Origin of the sequence: Rhodospirillum sp. A1_3_36, assembly GCF_047263945.1 — a bacterium.
Lineage (GTDB): Bacteria > Pseudomonadota > Alphaproteobacteria > Rhodospirillales > Rhodospirillaceae > Rhodospirillum.
Genome location: NZ_JBLAVB010000015.1, coordinates 15,442 through 33,061, shown reverse-complemented (window position 1 = coordinate 33,061; position 17,620 = coordinate 15,442). Strand labels below are relative to the sequence as shown.

General features: G+C 58.3%; 14 protein-coding genes. 7 read left to right on the top strand and 7 right to left on the bottom strand.

Annotation, left to right across the window (positions count from 1 at the left end):
- Nucleotides 1-39 precede the first annotated feature (39 nt).
- Nucleotides 40-1,209, bottom strand: a complete 1,170-nt coding sequence (locus tag ACLIRY_RS21375) for a patatin-like phospholipase family protein (protein ID WP_413207457.1) — start codon at nt 1,207-1,209, stop codon at nt 40-42.
- A 783-nt stretch (nt 1,210-1,992) separates the two neighbouring features.
- Between ACLIRY_RS21375 and ACLIRY_RS21370 the strand changes: the two genes are divergently transcribed.
- Entirely contained in the window at nt 1,993-2,367 is a 375-nt protein-coding gene (locus ACLIRY_RS21370; RefSeq protein WP_413207456.1) for a response regulator, read from the top strand.
- Nucleotides 2,368-2,873: 506 nt separating this feature from the next.
- The gene (locus tag ACLIRY_RS21365) at nt 2,874-3,752 is read left to right on the top strand and encodes a diguanylate cyclase (protein ID WP_413207455.1); all 879 of its coding nucleotides are present in this window, start codon (nt 2,874-2,876) and stop codon (nt 3,750-3,752) included.
- Between the two features lie 94 nt (nt 3,753-3,846).
- Here ACLIRY_RS21365 and ACLIRY_RS21360 read toward each other — a convergent pair whose 3' ends face one another.
- The 3 genes from ACLIRY_RS21360 to ACLIRY_RS21350 are packed head-to-tail and all read right to left on the bottom strand — an operon-like array spanning nt 3,847 to nt 7,378.
- Nucleotides 3,847-5,100 (bottom strand): class I SAM-dependent methyltransferase, encoded by a 1,254-nt coding sequence (locus ACLIRY_RS21360; RefSeq protein WP_413207454.1) that lies wholly within the window; start codon nt 5,098-5,100, stop codon nt 3,847-3,849.
- Nucleotides 5,101-5,141: 41 nt separating this feature from the next.
- Nucleotides 5,142-5,975, bottom strand: a complete 834-nt coding sequence (locus tag ACLIRY_RS21355) for a DUF1365 domain-containing protein (RefSeq protein ID WP_413207453.1) — start codon at nt 5,973-5,975, stop codon at nt 5,142-5,144.
- Nucleotides 5,972-7,378: an NAD(P)/FAD-dependent oxidoreductase gene (locus ACLIRY_RS21350; protein ID WP_413207452.1), complete on the bottom strand. Its 1,407-nt coding sequence runs from the start codon at nt 7,376-7,378 to the stop codon at nt 5,972-5,974. The genes ACLIRY_RS21355 and ACLIRY_RS21350 overlap by 4 nt, the downstream gene beginning before the upstream one ends.
- Nucleotides 7,379-7,633: 255 nt before the next feature.
- Here ACLIRY_RS21350 and ACLIRY_RS21345 point away from each other — a divergent pair, with 255 nt between their 5' ends.
- The 4 genes from ACLIRY_RS21345 to ACLIRY_RS21330 all read left to right on the top strand — a co-directional run bounded on the left by ACLIRY_RS21345 (nt 7,634) and on the right by ACLIRY_RS21330 (nt 11,458).
- A complete protein-coding gene (locus tag ACLIRY_RS21345) occupies nt 7,634-8,305 on the top strand; it encodes a sigma-70 family RNA polymerase sigma factor (protein WP_413207451.1) in 672 nt (223 codons plus the stop codon).
- On the top strand, nt 8,302-8,991 hold the full coding sequence (locus ACLIRY_RS21340) for a ChrR family anti-sigma-E factor (protein WP_413207450.1): 690 nt from the start codon (nt 8,302-8,304) through the stop codon (nt 8,989-8,991). Before ACLIRY_RS21345 ends, ACLIRY_RS21340 begins: the two co-directional genes overlap by 4 nt.
- A gap of 214 nt (nt 8,992-9,205) precedes the next feature.
- Nucleotides 9,206-9,640: a MarR family winged helix-turn-helix transcriptional regulator gene (locus ACLIRY_RS21335; RefSeq protein WP_413207449.1), complete on the top strand. Its 435-nt coding sequence runs from the start codon at nt 9,206-9,208 to the stop codon at nt 9,638-9,640.
- Between the two features lie 1,275 nt (nt 9,641-10,915).
- Complete coding sequence (locus ACLIRY_RS21330) at nt 10,916-11,458, top strand: DUF3833 domain-containing protein (RefSeq protein WP_413207448.1); 543 nt, start codon at nt 10,916-10,918, stop codon at nt 11,456-11,458.
- Here the strand turns inward: ACLIRY_RS21330 and ACLIRY_RS21325 are convergent.
- Both ACLIRY_RS21325 and ACLIRY_RS21320 read right to left on the bottom strand, forming a co-directional pair.
- Nucleotides 11,406-11,897 carry a nuclear transport factor 2 family protein gene (locus ACLIRY_RS21325; RefSeq protein ID WP_413207447.1) on the bottom strand — a complete coding sequence of 164 codons (492 nt, stop codon included), beginning with the start codon at nt 11,895-11,897 and terminating at the stop codon, nt 11,406-11,408. The two genes, ACLIRY_RS21330 and ACLIRY_RS21325, sit on opposite strands and share 53 nt — an antisense overlap.
- 279 nt (nt 11,898-12,176) lie before the next feature.
- Nucleotides 12,177-13,004, bottom strand: a complete 828-nt coding sequence (locus ACLIRY_RS21320) for a DUF6134 family protein (RefSeq protein ID WP_413207446.1) — start codon at nt 13,002-13,004, stop codon at nt 12,177-12,179.
- Between the two features lie 527 nt (nt 13,005-13,531).
- On the opposite strand from ACLIRY_RS21320, the gene ACLIRY_RS21315 reads away from it, so the two are divergent.
- Complete coding sequence (locus ACLIRY_RS21315) at nt 13,532-15,697, top strand: hypothetical protein (RefSeq protein WP_413207445.1); 2,166 nt, start codon at nt 13,532-13,534, stop codon at nt 15,695-15,697.
- 290 nt (nt 15,698-15,987) lie between these two features.
- Here ACLIRY_RS21315 and ACLIRY_RS21310 read toward each other — a convergent pair whose 3' ends face one another.
- The gene (locus ACLIRY_RS21310; protein ID WP_413207444.1) at nt 15,988-17,616 is read right to left on the bottom strand and encodes a tetratricopeptide repeat protein; all 1,629 of its coding nucleotides are present in this window, start codon (nt 17,614-17,616) and stop codon (nt 15,988-15,990) included.
- Nucleotides 17,617-17,620 lie beyond the last annotated feature (4 nt).

Genomic DNA, 17,620 nt, shown 5'->3' with positions numbered 1-17,620 from the left:
GGGCGTTTGACCGCTTTCTCCTTCTTAGCCATTGCCCAATTACTCCGCAGCGACGGTTTTTGACGGGCCATCCACCTCTTCGGAAGTCGAGTGCCATTGCTCTGATAGCCAACCCAGAGTTTGCTGAATGTCCAAACGGGCCAACTCTTCGTTCATCCCTTTGCGAATGTTCTTCGCGATGAAATCCCGCCAGGAATTATACTTGCAAAGGTACATTGCTCCGAGAACCGGAGGAATGGGAAAGCCGAGCACACCCGGATCCAGCCGATGGAAATGGCTTTTCCCCAAGAACGCATAGGCCTGTTCGGTTGCCCCTTCGACGCCGGGTTCCAACAGCAGGTGCCATAAGGGCGCCCAATAGAATTTGTCTTTCATATTCGTGGGCAACAGGTTGAAGCTGAGGTAGCCCAGGTCAAAGTTCCGCCATTGATAATGGGGAATCTTGTTTCCGACCCCCAGGGACAGCATCCGAAAGTTCGCAAGGCAGGCGTAATCGTCGGGAAGGGTTTCTGCAAGACGATGCTCCTCATCCCCCTCACGGGCGCACAACTTCTCTGCCTGCAACAGTGTCGCGATAGACGGTAGAATAGGGTTGTCGGCGAAAATACCGCCATCGGTGATCCCGTGCCGAACAGATCGCCAGCCCACCGGCGCCGTGGCGCCAAAGGCAAGCTTCCATACCGGCAGATCCAAGACGGACTGCTTCTGTCCCTTCAGATTGTGATACATGCGAGGACGCCACTTTTGCTGCCCCCCCATATCCGGGTCACCAAACAGGTCAAAGGTGCAGATCACCACTTTATTGGGCAAATCACCCAGAGTCATCTCGCCAAACTTCTCGCGCATCAGGCTTTCCGAATCCCGGGCGCCCGTCCAGGAGGTCAGGCCGAGGGTTCCCAGGGCCCGCCTCAGGCCCGGCTTGATGCCGTACAGGCGGGGATCCTCGAACATCTCCTCCAAATGCCCATTCACGACAATGCTTCTGGGGTCCTCTTCTGCGGCCAGCGACAGGGCGGAAAGCGCCCCGGCCGAGGTGCCCGCGAATACCCGGACATCCCCTTTCTTAAGAAACCGGCTATTCTCGGCGCAAAGCGCCTTGAGCATAAGCACGGTGAACAGGCCGTAGATGCCGCCTCCGTCCATGGCCAACATCCGCCGAAGCGGATCTTCATCCCCAACAGTCGAATTCTGCTTTTTTACTGTAGCCATCGCCCATCACCCCTCTGCCTTGACGTCAAGAATGGCCTTTGGAACAAGAAATGGCCTTGCCGTGGACTTCATCGCCCCCGTCTTTGCCAACCTGTCTCTCCCCGACCTCGGATGTATTTGCAGCACTAGCTAGCCTTAAAGATGAGAAACATGCAAGGAACAATTTCTGGCAAATTTTTGCTACTTTTTACTGTAACCATTCGCCAAACACGCCTTCCCAATGGCCTCTTATTCCCTCAGGAAAAATCCCGCCACCGCGCCGCCGACGAGGGACCTTGCAACACAGCCAGACGGCCAATTGCCAAAATCCCCGTATCGCTCCCAGCCTTACATCTCCATAAACTCAGTTCCCGGATGTGCATCCCTTCCCTGCCCCTTCAAAATAGACCCATCCCGGACGTCGGAAAGCCCTGGACAGAACACCAAGTTTTCTGCGATACGGTCAGCTCAACAACAAAAAGATGATCAACGAGAAACATGATGATTTCAAGTAGATCAAACGACCTTGAAATCATCTCGCGAAACCGACGGGAAGATCACCTAAAGTAAGGAGGTTCCTGCCATCACTTCTGACCTCGGAAAGAGACGAGAGACACTGAACCCATCGCACTGATCATCGCCCAGCAAAAATCAGACCCGAGACTAGATCCTAAAAAGGAAAACACAATAAATTTGAATTGGGAACGCAGAAACCCATTCAACGGAATGAAAAAATAGAGAAACACTCTATTTTTTCATAAAAATTTCTTTGGATTATACGGAGATGAAAGAGGAATACTAGATATGAACAGTCTTTCAGTTCTCGTTGTTGACGATTCCCTGATCATGCGGAAGAAGATTTCACGCATGGTTATGGAGTTGGGCCACAAGGTCGTCGCAACGGCCGAAAACGGCGCAGCGGCGATAAAGCAATGCGAAAATATGGCATTGGACCTGATCACAATGGACATCACCATGCCCGATATGAATGGTATCGAGGCCACCCGCCGAATCCTAGCAGATAAACCCAACACCTTGATTATCATGGTGACGTCCCTGGGGCAGGAAAGCATGGTCATGGAAGCGATAAACGCCGGAGCAAAAGGATACATCCTAAAACCAATCAACCAGGAAAAATTCTCCACCCTGCTCAACAACCTAATCGAGCATTACATCTAAAAGTCCAAACACGCGCCCTCACATAAGGCCAGACGAAGCCTGAGCCCTACCCTTGTCACGACACGCTCAAGGCGTTCGGCAAGACAGGTCCTTTGACCAATCCAGCCCTCTGCCGAATCCGGAATCCCTGATCCCCAATTCGAGGCACCGACAGACGCTCGCGCCGCGCTACGAGGCTTCCCCCAAACACTCTCGTATGCTGAAAAAAGGGCATGACCGCGCAAAGAAGCCGCTCCACTGAGCTCCACACCTTCTAGTAGCGCTTATTTCCCGAGGAATCCGGCCCCTCTTTTCCAACTCCCCTCGAATTCCCCCTCAATCCGCGCCCTCTCCATGTCGGAGCGAGAATGATTGTAGACGCACCGATAGCCGGACCTGTAAGTTGGTTCACCAAACCAATCATGGTATTAGCTCCGCTGGCCACCTTGGCAGGGGAATAAGACGCGGTTCGAAACCCTATGATTTATGTCGACTCATCTGATGCATTCGATCCTTGGGATTCCTGGATGGCGGCACAAGATGCCATTCCCTTCCCCGTATATGTGGTCGACGCGACAACACTGAAGATCTTGGCCGTGAACACCGCCATGCGCAAACTGGCGGGCGCAGGAATCGGCGACACCTGCCACAGCCGTATCTATGGTCAGGACACCCGCTGTATCCATTGCCCACTGGAAGAAATGGTCGCAAACCGGAAAAGAAACGGGCGCGGAAAAATCGTTTTCGAACATTTCAATGAGGCCAACGACCGCTGGTATCAGATGGAAGAAACCTTGATCCCCTGGCATGACGGTCAGATGGCCAAGTATTCCATCGCCGTGGATATCACCGCCCTGAAGGAAGCGCAAAACGCCCTGGTGGAAGCGCACGCTGAACTGACCTTGAAAAGCCGTCAACTTGAAAGACTGGTTGTCACGGACCAAATGACCGGCCTTAGAAACCGCCGTTTTCTCGACCAGACCTTCCGGTCCGAGGTGGAGAGAGCCAATCGCTATGGAACGACGCTGACCGTCATGATCGGCGATGTGGATGGTTTCAAGTTGATCAATGATCAACACGGCCATCCGGTAGGCGACACCGTCTTGATCCAAATGGCGAATATCCTGAGAGACAACATCCGCCAAATGGATATACTCGGTCGTTGGGGAGGAGAGGAATTTGCCGTTATTTGCCCCGAAACCTCCCTGGAAGGCGCTACGAAGCTGGCCGAAAAACTCCGGTCCATCGTCGCGGAACACGAACTGCCCCAGGTCGGCCACAAGACCATGTCTTTTGGCGTCACCATCTACAGGCCCGGCGAGGCGGTCACCGAACTGATCCGACGCGCCGACCAGTATTTGTACAAAGCCAAGGAAAATGGACGCAACCGGGTCGAGTTCGGATAAGCGGCCTCCATAAACCCGGTTTTCATAGGAAACGGAAACAGGCGGTGCGCACCCACCCCCTCCCCTTTTAGGGCAATTTGCGCAAAGTGGGATGCTATTGGGGTTTCAAGGCGAGGTGGAGTCCCACATCGATGGATCCCTCGCTGAATCCTGCCTCGCAATAGGCCAAATAGTATTCCCACATCCGTTTAAACGACCGATCGAATCCGGGCATCCGGGCGATCTCCCCCCAGGACCGTTGGAAATCCCTCTGCCAGAGGGCCAGGGTCCGGGCGTAGGATTCCCCGAAGCGCCGGACTTCGCGGAATTGCAGTCCCGCCTGGGTGATTCTCTCCCGCAGAAGGGGCACGGTGGGCAACATGCCACCCGGGAAAATGTGGGTTTGAATGAAGTCAGCCCCGGTTCGGTAGGTCTCGAACCGATCCTCTGCAATGGTGATCACCTGCAGGGCCGCCCGGCCACCGGGCCGCAGTCGATCCTTGATTACATCGAAATACATGGACCAATGCTCCTCCCCCACCGCCTCGAACATTTCGATAGAGGCGATCCGGTCAAACTGTCCGGGCACATCCCGGTAATCCTGAAGGCGGAGCTCCACTTGTTCGGCAAGACCCGCCCTGTTGATCCGTTCCTGGGCATAGGCCAATTGCTCCTTTGACAGAGTAATCCCCACGACCTTAGCGCCGTAGTCCTTGGCCGCCACTTCCGCAAAGCCCCCCCAACCACAACCGATTTCAAGAACCGACATCCCGGGCTTCAGGTCCAACTCCCTGGCCAAGGCGTGATACTTCGCGCGCTGGGCATCCACCAGGTGTTCCTCTCCCGTCTCAAACAGGGCCGAGGAATAGGTCATCGACGGGTCGAGCCACCAAGCGTAGAACGCGTTCCCCAGGTCATAGTGGTAGGCGATGTTGCGCTTTGCCCCCTTTTTCGAATTGGGCCGGGACAGGTGGCGTAAGCGGTTGACCAAATGGGCCGGTGCCAGCCCCATGCGCGACAGCCCGATGTGATTCTGATTGACCGCAGCCAATCGAATCAGGGCCGTCAAATCGGGGCTGTCCCAATAGCCGTCGATATAGGCCTGGGCAAAGCCCACTTCCCCTCCGGTGAACATGGCCCTGGCGCCCTTATCGGAGCGCAGGGTCAGGACGCCCCGGGGGCCATCGGCACTGTCCCGACCGGTGAAGGCCATGCGCTCACCATTGGGTGTTTCCAGGGTTAGGCGCCCAATCCGCAACTCTCCGGCCAGACGGGCAAGGCCACGACTCCAGGGCTGCCGGGCCTCTGCACCGGGCAGGAGAGCGCTGAGGGCGAGAACCAGCGTGCTGGCGGATTTCCGTGAAGCCATGGAGAGTTACCTCTTTTGGATCGTCCGAACGTTGTCTTGTTCTACCTACGAACAGAGCCTGTCTTCGGATCTCCGACGGTATCGTTTTTTGGTGGATGCAGGCTCACGGATTCGCCAGGAGGCGCAGGCCGCGGCACGAGCCGCATCCCCTTCATCCACAGTTGCAACGCCTCCCAATGGATTCCCACCACGACCTTCACGGTCATCAATGGATACCGCAGGAAGGCCCGCAGCAGCGCCCGGTCGGTCATCCCCTCTCCCTCGCCGACGAAGGAAGCGTGAAGCAATGTCCGCCCCTCCCCATCCGTCTGCTGAATGGATAGGGCCACCCGCTCGCCCGGAGGCAACATGCGGAAGTGGTAGGCGCCCTCCATCTCCATGAAGGGCGAGACATAGAACACCTTGGGACAGGTTTGCCGCACAAGGGGGGCGTCTGGGTCCTCGACGGGAATCAAATAGGAATGACACTGCCCGAACGTGTTGCGCACTTCGTAAAGAATCGCCCGCAATGCCCCCTGGCTGTCACGACAGTAATAGGTGCTCAGCGGATTGAAGGCGAAGCCCAAGATACGCGGATAACACAACAGGGTAATACTCCCCCCGGCCAGATTGATCCCGGCTCGGCCCAGCACCCCCTCCACATGGGCACGCAAGGGCGTCCCATCAGATGCCCCATGGTCCCGGTCATGGAAGGAGAACAATCCCCAGCGGTTATGGGCGAACAGGCGGAATTCCCGGTCCAACCTGTCCAGGGACTCCAGATCCACCGCCAGGGAAAACACCTTATAGGACAGCCGGTGCCGCTTGGGCCTCAGACGTCGGTGAAGCACCGAACCATGATAGAGGATGGCACCAGAGAGAGGGGAGACGCTCATTGGGCGGCCATGGCGTTCATCCCCACCCCCCCGGGCCCCTTGACGTCGTTCGGCCAGGGGGCGATCCGGGCGCTTTCGTTCCCAACCCGCCAGGGGCGACGGACGCCACCCAAGCGCTCGGCGCAAAGTAACCCGGATTGGAGAGCGTCCTCGTGGAAGCCTGCCCCGAAGTAACTCCCGCAGAACCAGGTATTTCCCTGCCCCTGAAGGCGCCACAGTTCCTTTTGGGCGCGCATCGCCAAGCCATTGAACAGGGGATGGTCATACCTGAACCGTTCCAGCACCAGATCCTCCCTGGGGGGGCGAGGGGGGTTCAGGGTGACGAACAGGTTGTGCGTTGTCTCCAGATGCTGCAAGCGGTTCATCCAATAGGTCACCGTTGGCGGAACATTCCGTCCCTCGCGCCGATCGAGCAGGAAGTTCCAAGCAGCCCAGGCCCGGCGTCGGCGGGGCATCAAGTCACTGTCCCGGTGCAACCAGGTGTCGTTGGCCTGGTATTTGAACGCCCCCAACAAACGGCGCTCTTCCCCAGACGGATCAGCCAACAGACCGAGGGCCTCGTCGGCATGGGTGGCAATGACAACATGATCAAAGCCATGGTTCTTCCCAGAACCGTCCTGAACGATAACACCCGAGGGATCCCGCTTGATCCTTCGGACACCCAGGCCCAGCTTCGGAGGAACAGCAAAGGCCGCGCGCAACCGCATAACGTATTCCCGCGATCCGCCGACAACCGTCCGCCAGGGGGGCCGGTTTCCCAAGTCCAGCAACGCATGGTTCCGGAAGAACTCGATGAAGGCGGCCGCCGGGTAGGCCTCCATCTCTGCCGGGGGAGCCGACCAGATGGCCGCGCCCATGGGCAGCAAATGATCCTCGATGAAGGGCTTGCCGTACCGCTCCCGCCGCAGGAAGTCTCCCAGGGACAGGGCCGTGATCTCCGGATCCTTCAAGCTTTTCGCTGCCGTCCGATAGAAACGGACCAAATCACGCATCATGGACCAGAAGCGGGGACGCAAGGCATTGCTCGGCTGGGCCAGCACTCCACCCAACCCGCTTCCCGAATACTCGAGACCGCCCCCGTCTGCCGAGACAGCAAAGGACATATCCGTATCCCGCGTGGTCACCCCCAGATGATCAAACAGGGCCACCAAGTTGGGATAATTCGGGGCATTGTAAACAATGAACCCCGTGTCCACTGCAATGGTCCCTCCCTCGGGAAGGGGGGCCTCGACGGTATTGGAATGACCGCCCAAACGGCTTTCCTTTTCGAACAGGGTCACGTCATGTCGTTGAGCGAGCAACCACGCCGCGGAAAGACCTGCGATCCCCGTCCCAACAACAGCAATGGACAGGCGGGAAATCGGCGGAGACGGAAGAGAGAGACTGTCGGGAATGGGTGGCACGGCGTTGTTTCCCTGTGGCATTGGTTTACCGCGACACAGCGGCACCCTATTTAAGAGTATGTGGTACTGACTACGCATATAAGCGATAATTGGTTCACCACCTCTTGAAGCTTCCCTTTGCCCTCATCTCCTCAGCCTGCCCGGCAAACCCCTTGCGGAATGGTAAAAAAATATTTGGGGAATAGAAAGAAGAGCCGAATAGGGTGACACCCTAAAGCAGTGATCCAGAGAAAGATCCGGATCGTAAGAAAGGGTATGAATGAGCCACGCACCAGCGCGACCGGATGGGACGCCCAGCGATCCATATCGGCCTTCCTCGCCTCGCGGAGCGCATCCGTGAGCCTGGACCCCACCCCCAAAGTCACCACGTCATCTGGATTGACTGCGGAACACGGTGCCATGATCGTCCGGGTTGCCCAACGCCAGGACAGGGCGGCTTTCATCGCCCTGTTCCAACATTATGCCCCTCGGCTGAAAAGCTATCTTCGCCGCAAGGGAGCATCCGATGCGGTCGCTGAGGATATGGCGCAGGAGGCCATGCTGTCCGTCTGGCGCAAGGCCGACCGATTCGATCCCGCCAAAGCAGGGCCCGGCACCTGGATTTTCACCATCGCCCGGAACCTGTGGATAGACAGCATTCGCAAGGAACGACGACCGGAACTGGATCCCTGCGACCCCCTGTTGACCCCCGAAGGGCCTGAGAACGCAGACAATGTCTTGGAAAGCGAACAGCGGGACAATCGCGTGAAGAAGGCCCTGGAGGGCCTTCCTGCAAAGCAAGCCGAAGTGGTTCATCTGGCCTTTTTCGAGGACCTGACCCACATGGAAGTGGCAGAGCGACTCGGACTGCCCCTCGGTACGGTCAAATCCCGTTTGCGCTTGGCGTTCGACCGGCTACGCGGAACCATTGGAGAAGACCCGTCATGACGCCCGCCATCCTTCCCATGCACCACCTGGAACCCGAGGTGTTGGCGGCCTATGCCTCGGGCACCCTGGGCGAGGGAATCTCCCTGTTGGTGGCCGCCCACCTCACCTTCTGCCCCATTTGTCGAGCTGCAGTCGCCGACCTGGAACGGGTGGGAGGGGCTTTGCTCGACGCTTTGGAGCCTGACTCCCTGAACAAAGACGCCTTGGACAGGTTGCTCGCCCGCCTGGATGAACCGGAGGAGGTGTCTCCTTCTCCCCCTCCCCCCGTCCCGCCGAAGGGGGGCGGAGGGGAACTTGCGGCCTTGCCTGCCCCCATTCGCGCCTATCTTTCTCTTTCAGACGAAAGCGGCCCACTTCCCTGGAAACGTCTCGCTCCTGGCGTCCGCCACATCCGCCTGATGCCCCGAGGCGCCGAAGGCTCAAATGCCCGCCTGTTCAAGGTGGCTGCCCACACCCCCCTGCCGACCCATGGACATAAGGGGAGCGAATGGACCCTGGTGCTCACCGGCTCCTTCACCGATGATTCCCAAAGATTTGCCCGGGGTGACGTGGCAGAAGCCACCCAGGACACGATCCATGCCCCTTTGACCGGTGCTGAGGGGTGCATTTGCCTCATCATAACCGATGCGCCCCTGCGATATACCAGCCTGCTCGGCCGCATGATCCAACCCTTCACGGGCCTGTAGGCTTAAACGCCACCCCGGTATGACCGCCATTCCAAACGTTTATTGGAATGGAGGCGTAATAATTTTATCTCCATCCTCACAAAAAAAGGGGCAATCAAGCTCAAAAGCTTGCCTTTTTACTCAGGATAACCAAAAGATCATAAGTGGTTCACTATCGCGAACACAGGTCGCGACGATTAGGGACGATCAACCCTTGCAAGAGCAATATCACGACATGGTGCGCCTCATTGAGCGTCTGCACCGACATTTTCTCGATGTCATCCGAGCGGAACTGCGCCGACTAAGCGTGGACGACATCAACGCAGTTCAAGCACTCCTCCTCCATAACATCGGAACTGAGGACGTGGTGATCCGCGACCTCAAGGACAGAGGATATTACCACGGCTCGAACGTCTCCTATAACATCAAAAAACTGACCGAATCGGGCTACATTTCCCAGGAACGCAGTACACACGACCGACGAGCCACACGCCTGCAACTGACTGACAAGGGGCTTGCTCTGTGCGAGTCCATGCGAAGCATGCAAGCACAGCTCGCCGACGGATTGAGCCGCTTTGAGCTGTCCCCGACCGGTCTCAGCTCGGCCAATGAATCCCTGGCCAAGGTGGAACGGGCCTGGACCGACCATATCCGCTTCGGGAGCGGGTGAGGAAGTCCTCCACCTTCCCCGTCCCTCGGTAAGACAAGGCTGCAACCAGGGCCAAGAGCATACCGCCCCCCCTGACGAATCAGCCAGAGCCTTGTGCTCTCTGTCGAGCCGGGGCCATTGGGGCAAGGCAAGACCCATGGCCCAGATCGGATCGGGGGACAAAAAGAAAGCGCCGCCTTTCCCATCCTGGGTCAAAGCGTTATCCCCCAAGTCAACAAATTTGATGGCCGATCGCCCCTATAATCGCAACCACCTCCAGGCCATCTCCGCTTATCGGAATGCTCTTCTCCCACCAAACCGGCTTCTGGCCAAATGTGGGAGCGGAAACGATTCTCTGGAGTCGAAGGTGATCGGCAGCGACGGCGTCACATGTAATCCCTATACCCATCGCGCATTCGAGCAGGATAGCGATCCTTAGATGAAATCGCCCTAAATCGGAATCGATTTAAGGCGGATCATTTGACCTAAAATCATATCCTTAAACCTAGCGGCACGGGACATGACGGTCTCTTATATTTTTTTGGGCGATTGCCCAAACCTCCCTTTTTTAGCCCGGGGTCTGGGGCCTTTCGGCCCCAGTAGAGGACGGGGCAAAGCCCCGTGACGGGAAAACATTCCCTATCGTGTACCGTGGTCAAGCGGATCCAATTTCATCTAAACATTTGATTTTTGAGCATTCACCCCATCGAAAAGCAGGCAGGCGGCAACCTGCCTCATTGTATACATGTTTTCAACGACACCGCCCAGACCACCTTCTTGGACTCCGCACAGCACCTTCAGATCTGGGAAAAGGGATATAAATTCTTCTATAATCAGTTGCATAATGGCAAAAGAGAAGATCTTTAAGACCCGCCCCATTGACGACGTCGGCTTAGCATGTATACAATTCCACCTGCAATCAAGGGACTCTCCGATGCCCCTCCATCGTCCTGATTCGTGGCGCTTTGTCTGGCAGGACAGCGGGACTTACCTTCCATTCCAGTAAGTCCCATTGCTGGCAAGGAAACGGACCCAATAGCGGGGACGATGTAAACTGGACCCGGAGCGGATGCTCCGGGTCTTTTTTTGCCTTCCCTCACAGCAGTGCATATCTCGACGCGTCCAACGAAACGTCGTTTCAGGGCGATTTGGCCCGGGGAAAGACCGGAGGATTCAGAAACAACTGATCTACTCCCCAAAGGGGGACGTAAGCAGGGCATCACGACACCCTCGGCGGAGACCGGCTATGTCTGCGCGCCCTTCGCGTTGGTCTTAACCCTGGGTATCTCCTCTCTGATGGGATGTGCGCCCATGAAACTCTCGGATTTCAACGACACCCCACCCGTACTCGTCCTGGAGGACTATTTCCAGGGAACCACCAAGGCTTGGGGCTTCTTCGAGGACCGCTTTGGTACCGTTCGGCGCCAGTTCACCGTCGATATAGCGGGCACCTGGGAAAACAACATTCTAACCCTGGACGAGCACTTCTCCTACGCCGACGGAGCAAAGGAGCGTCGGGTCTGGCATTTGACCAAGACGGGCGAAACCACCTATGAGGGCCTCGCCCAGGATGTCATCGGTGTCGCCAAGGGAGAACGGGCGGGCAATGCCTTCCGTTTCCAATATACCTTGAACCTGCCTGTGGGGGAGTCCACATGGCGGGTCAATTTCGACGACTGGATGTTCCTTCAGCCCGGTGGTGTGATGCTTAACAAGGCCACCGTCAGTCGCTGGGGAATCGATATCGGCCGCGTCACCTTGTCCTTCGCCAAACCAGCCCCCCCTATCACCCAACCGTCCCACCAGGACGCACACCCGCAGACATCCGCCGCCGAATGAGCCCCAACAGCCCGCCCAGGCCAGGCAAGCGGGCATAGAGCTGCTCTGCGGCGTCGTAGTGATCCATATGGGACACCACACGCCCATCCGCGCCGAGGCGAATGTCGCTCATTCCTTCCACCACCCATTTTCCCAGAATCGGGACATCTGCGGAAAAGCGCCAGCGAACCATGACCAAATCCGGTCCGCCCCACCCCCAATGGACAATTGTAGTCGAGGGATTCTTGGTTTTCTCGAACATATGGGCCAGAACTGCGCGGAAGGCCTCTCTTCCCACAACGTCGTTAAAGGGGTCCTTGAAGTGGATCTCGTCGGCGACAACCGTATCAAGACGATCCAAGGTCAAGGGCGTGAGACCACTCCAAAACGCCAAATAGGCATTGGCCCCAGCCTCTAAGGCAAGGGCGTCGGTTAATGCGTTGGAAGAAGACTCTGTCATAGCGATAATCCCGTGGAATCAAGCCGTGGCTCGAACACTTTGCGGAACCGTGGATACCGGCTTCCCCGTCGACCGGCCACAAGCGACGAACACAGTACACGACAGTGATGCGTCTTTTTTGGGCGATTGCCCAAGCCCATCTGGGGGCCAATGCCCCCAAACCCCCATTTCTCTTTTATAAAGATGAGCCCGGGGAATAAAGAGAAACCATTGATTTTAAATAAAAAATTCTCGAAAACAAAAGTCCCGTTTGGTCAGCTTGCCCAACAAGGCCCAGGATCATTCGTCCCGCAAAGCGGATTTCTTCCCCCGAGGTTTATCACAAAGATATTCGATCCGGGACCCATCGGATCCGTCGAAGGCCAGTTTCACCCAGCGGTTCCGCTCGTCATACCAGACATCTGCCCGTAATTGCCCTCCATAGCGGAAATGGTGGGCCAAAATGGGGCCAGCCCCGGCATCCAGTGTCTCCACCCCGAAATCGGTCAACGTGACGCGATTCATCTCTCCCGAAATGGTGTTCAACACCTCCTCACTCCCCAATACGGCCGGGTTCCAATGGTTGGTGGGATAGACCGCACCTTTCCGGGGAGCCCACTCACCGCCCACTTTTGAGACCAGCGCGCCTTCGGCGTTGCGGGACACCTCAACCCTCGTTTCCTTCCCGTTATCGTCTGTATGGGCCGACAGGCTGTCCAGCAGCCCATTCCTCCACACACTCCGACTGTCATAATCGAGACGATAAACCGGGATAAACGCCAATGTGACCGTGATGCTGGAGCGGGCATGGACCCGCAGGAGCTCTCCGTCGCGTCTAAAGGTCACCCGATGTTCTCCCACAGGTGTCCCATCCCGCGTGATGGGGCAAACCAGTTCGGCACCAAGAAACCGGTCGGCCTCCATGGCGCGACGGGCCAACTCTTCCAGGGGCTGCCCCAGAGCTCCTCTTTCCCCGACCGGAGCCCCAACTTGAGCCCCGACTTGGGCCCCGACTTGGGCCCCGACTTGGGCCCCGGCCGGTGCCACACCGACCAGGGCCAATGGCGTCACGCCCCCGAGAAGCAAGCGCAAGCCAGTCAGCAGCGTAAACAAGGAATGGTGAACCATGGATCCGTTCCGTTCGTTCGAGGGATGTCCACCTTTGAACGAACGGAACGGGCATTAGGATCATTGCCATAGCCAAAAAGAAGTATGATACCATCGACTGTCTTGACCTAAGTACGATCCGAAGACGCCCCGAACGCCGATGACTCGCGTCAATCATATCGAATGCACTATGATTATTTAGACACTTTGTTAAGAGACCAGAGGCTAGGATGCCAGTGTCTGGGAAACAAAGATGACTCCAGACGCACGGATCGACCTAAGCTCCTGAGAGGGATTGCGAAATGCCGGATGGTGGCAACAGAAACCGGCGCATCGAACGGCCTCGCGACACGGGTGAACGGGGCCGCGGATTGCGCTCCCTACTTGGCGACTCGACCGAGACGAAGAAGCCGTCAGACGATTGGTTTCTCGAAATTTTAGAAGACCCTACCATGACTCAACCAACGGGGTTGGTGGAAGATGAGCAAAAAACGTCAGCTTCTCCACTCGATGCAAAAAAAGTTGCGCCCCGCCCAGAGCCGGAGGTGATGAAAGCCAACCAAGCCGCCGCATCCAGACAGGCCACGCCCGCTCGAACCGCAAGGGCGCCCGAAGCCAAACGCAGGGCGCCCACTCAGGCCGTCGCTCAAACCGTAAAGGCACCGGAGGCCAAACGTACGGCGCCCGTTCAGGCTGTCGCTCAGACCGTAAAGGCACCCGAAGCCAAACGTACGGCGCCCGTTCAGGCTGTCGCTCAGACCGTAAAGGCACCCGAAGCCAAACGCACAGCGCCCGTTCAGGCCACCACTCGGACCGTAAAGGCACCCGAAGCCAAACGCATGGCGCCCGTTCAGGCTGTCGCTCAAACCCCAAAGGCACCGGAGGCCAAACGCACAGCGCCCATTCAGGCTGTCGCTCAGACCGTAAAGGCGCCTGAAGCCAAACGCATGGCGCCCGTTCAGGCTGTCGCTCAAACCCCAAAGGCACCCGAAGCCAAACGCACTGCGCCCGTTCAGGCTGTCGCTCAAACCCCAAAGGCGCCCGAAGCCAAACGCACGGCTCCCGTTCAGGCCACCACGCGGACCGTAAAGGCTCCCGAAGTGAAACGAACAGCGCCCGTTCAGGCCACCACTCGGACCGTAAAGGCTCCCGAAGTGAAACGCACTGCGCCCGTTCAGGCCACCACGCGGACCGTAAAGGCTCCCGAAGTGAAACGCACTGCGCCCGTTCAGGCCACCACCCGGACCGTAAAGGCTCCCGAAGCCAAACGCACTGCGCCCGTTCAGGCCTCCACTCGGACCGTAAAGGCTCCCGAAGCCAAACGCACAGCGCCCGTTCAGGCCACCACTCGGACCGTAAAGGCCCCCGAAGTCAAACGCACAGCGCCCGTTCAGGCCACCACTCGGACCGTAAAGGCTCCCGAAGCCAAACGCACAGCGCCCGTTCAGGCTGTCGCTCAGACCGTAAAGGCACCCGAAGCCAAACGCATAACGCCCGTTCAGGCTACCACTCGGACCGTAAAGGCGCCCGAAGCCAAACGCACGGCGTCCGTTCAGGCTGTCGCTCAAACCCCAAAGGCGCCCGAGACCAGGCAAGCTCTCCCCACTGATGTCCAAAGTAGGGAAGCCAAGACTGCAGAGCCAATTCGAAGGCCTATTCGATCCGCCGTTCCCGCAAAGGCCTTCGCGGTCAATGATGGCTCTTCCGATCAAGCAGCCAACATTGCGTATTTCCCCGATGTTTCTCGACCCTCTCCCTCGTCGAAAGGGGAGAACCAAGTGAATGCCAGCCTCGCAGATCCAATAGAAACCCAGAGCGACAAACCTGCAATCAGACTTGCTCCCACTGCCCAGGCTCCTGTTGAAGCAGGCCCCGTCACGGCGAAACAATCCGCACCCGTCCAGGCACAGGTCACAAGCCAGACCGCTCCGGCACAAAAAAAACAGACACCCGTACAAGCCAATGTCACGGCGCAAACGGATTCGACCCCAAAGCCAGCCCCCAGTCAGGCAAAAGCGACGCCCCAAACCCCTCCGGCTCAAAAAAAGCCCGTGCCCGGGCAAGCCAAAATCGCGGCACAAACTGCTCCGACTCAAAAAAAGCCGACACCCGGACAGGCCACAGTCGCGACGCAAACGGCTTCGACCCCAAAGCCAGCCCCCAGTCAGGCAAAGGCGACGACCCAAACCGCTGCGACTCAAAAAAAACCCGTGCCCGAACAGGCCAATGTCGCGGCGCAAACCACGCCCGCTGCGGCCCAACCTGCTCCGGCCCAAATGGCCACCAAACAGGCCCCATCCGAGCCCCCCATGGAGGCCCCCCCTCGGGTTGACTACTTGCGAGCTTTGGAAGACGCCGCCTATTCCATGCAAGCCAAACGGCGCGCCGCGACCACCAGCTCACAGACTCTGGAACCGGCCCCTCGCATCGAAGAGCCAAAGGCCCCTTCCGAAGCAGACTCTGAGGAAAACACCTCGCCCCTCGCAGATACCCCATTGGGGCAAGAGCAGAAGCAGACAGACCATCTCAAGCCCAAGGGTGGTTACTTCGACTTGAAGGAAGAAGTGGACGCCCCCTTCGAGGACAGTTTGCCCCTGGAAAGAGAAAGCCGCACAAGCCCAATCCTGGCCCGGATCCTGGCCGCAGCCGTGATCATAGCATTGGCCAGTGTATCGGCTCTATTGGTTACAGGACGCCTGCCCCTTCCTTTATAATTTGGCGACTGGCTTGTTATACCAAGCTGTGGTGAGTCCACAGCTTGGAAGCGGCCAAGTGGCCGCCGCGCCTTATGGCGGGTAAAAGCCCGCGTAGCGTTTGAACGCAAGAAAAGCGGCCTGGGTTTCAACCCGCGCCGCTTGGTATAACTGCCCGGAGTCTGGGGCCTTTCGGCCAATAAATGTCCGCGGTCTGGGGCCTTTCGGCCCCGGTGGGGGACGGGGCAAAACCCCGTGACGGGAAGATATCCCCTGTCATGTCCCCCTGCAGTGCTTGATCTCGGAACACTCTAAAGCAAGCTGGCCAAAGCGCCAAACGCCCCCGTCCAATCCCCTGGTTCGGGTTGGCGGACCAAACGAAGGGAGGGATACCAAATGCAGTGATCACCCCGTTCCCCCCAGCGCCAATCGGGCGTAGCCAGCAAGAGCACATAGCCCGGAACCCCAAGAGCACCTGCGAGATGGGCGACTCCAGTATCAACGGAAATCACAAAGTCCATTCCCGCCAGAAGCGCCGCCGTGTCGGCCATATCCCCAATATGCGACGCCAAATCCTCGACGGGAACCTCCCCGGACAGGATCTCCAAATCGGTGCGACGGGGCCCCAATTGTAGGGAAAATGCCCGAATGCCCGCGTCCTGACAAAGGCGCGCCAAGGGCGCAAGGGGACAAGAGCGGTCCCGGGGTCGGTCCTTGCCGGCCCAGACGAGGGCGACCCTGGGGCGCCCATCGCTCTTCGGGGGACAGGGCCCATCGGGCGGTGGACTCAGATAAGGAACAACGGCAGGCATATGGTTCACCCGCGTTCCAGAAAGTCGGGCCAAGTCCATGGCGCCAACCCAGGCATCCAACCCAGGGGGAACCATGCCAGGGGCCACCACATCCACCCCAGGACAGGAACAGAGAAACAGGCGGTGCAGCGTCGGATGACATTCGAAAATCACCCGCCCTACCCGCTCCGCTGCCCAGGGTAGAAAGCGGGCGGCCATGATTTGATCCCCCAAACCCTGTTCTCCCCGAGTCAGCAAAACCCCGTCAGGCAAGGGAGCCCCATCCCATTCAGGGCAGGAAACCGGGGCATATTTCCCCAAAAATCCATCCGTCCGCCAGCGGTGGCGATAGTCTTCCAAGCCGCGCTCATAATCTCCAGACAGACACAGGGCAAAGGAGCGATTGACCAGGGCCCCCGCATCCGAGGGATCCCGAAGCAGAGCTTCCTCCGCTGCCGCAATGGCTCCGGGAAGGTCCCGGGCTTCGATCAGAGCCGCAGAAAGGTTCGCCCAGCTCTCCACCCGGTCAGGCCAACGCGCCAAGGCTGCACGGAAGACATCGACCCCCTCGGCCACTGAACCTTGACCAGCCTGAGCCGCCGCCAAAGCAGCCCCCCCCAAGGCGTCGACCAGATCAGGACGATCGGGAGCCCGAGCGACAGCTTCCTGCAAAAGGGGGAGAGCCTGCCCGGGGCAATTCAACCTCCGCAGACAGCGGGCCAAATCCACCGCCACATCAAGGGAATCCGGCAGAAGGTCCCGGGCCCGCTCCAATTCATGCAGAGCCTCTTCAAACCGGCCCAAGTTCATCAAAAGCCGCCCCAGGTTATGATGGGCGGGCGCAAAACCTGGGGCAAGATCCACCGCCTGAAACAGGCCTTCCAACGCCACCTCGGTCTGCCCCAAGGCACAAAGAGGATCCACCCTGTCGATACGGATCGACGGGTCCAATGGCGCAAGGACAAGGGCCCGGTCCAAGAACGCAAGAGCGTCTTCCCAGCGTTCCGCCGCTATGGCGACTCGTCCGGCGACCCTATGCGCCTGCACCGATTCGGGAGTGTCCTTCAAGGCACGGGCGACCTGGCGTTCGGCCAAGTCGATCATCCCACCGTCCAGAAACCGCAGGGCCAATTGCAGAGCGGCGCTCATTCCA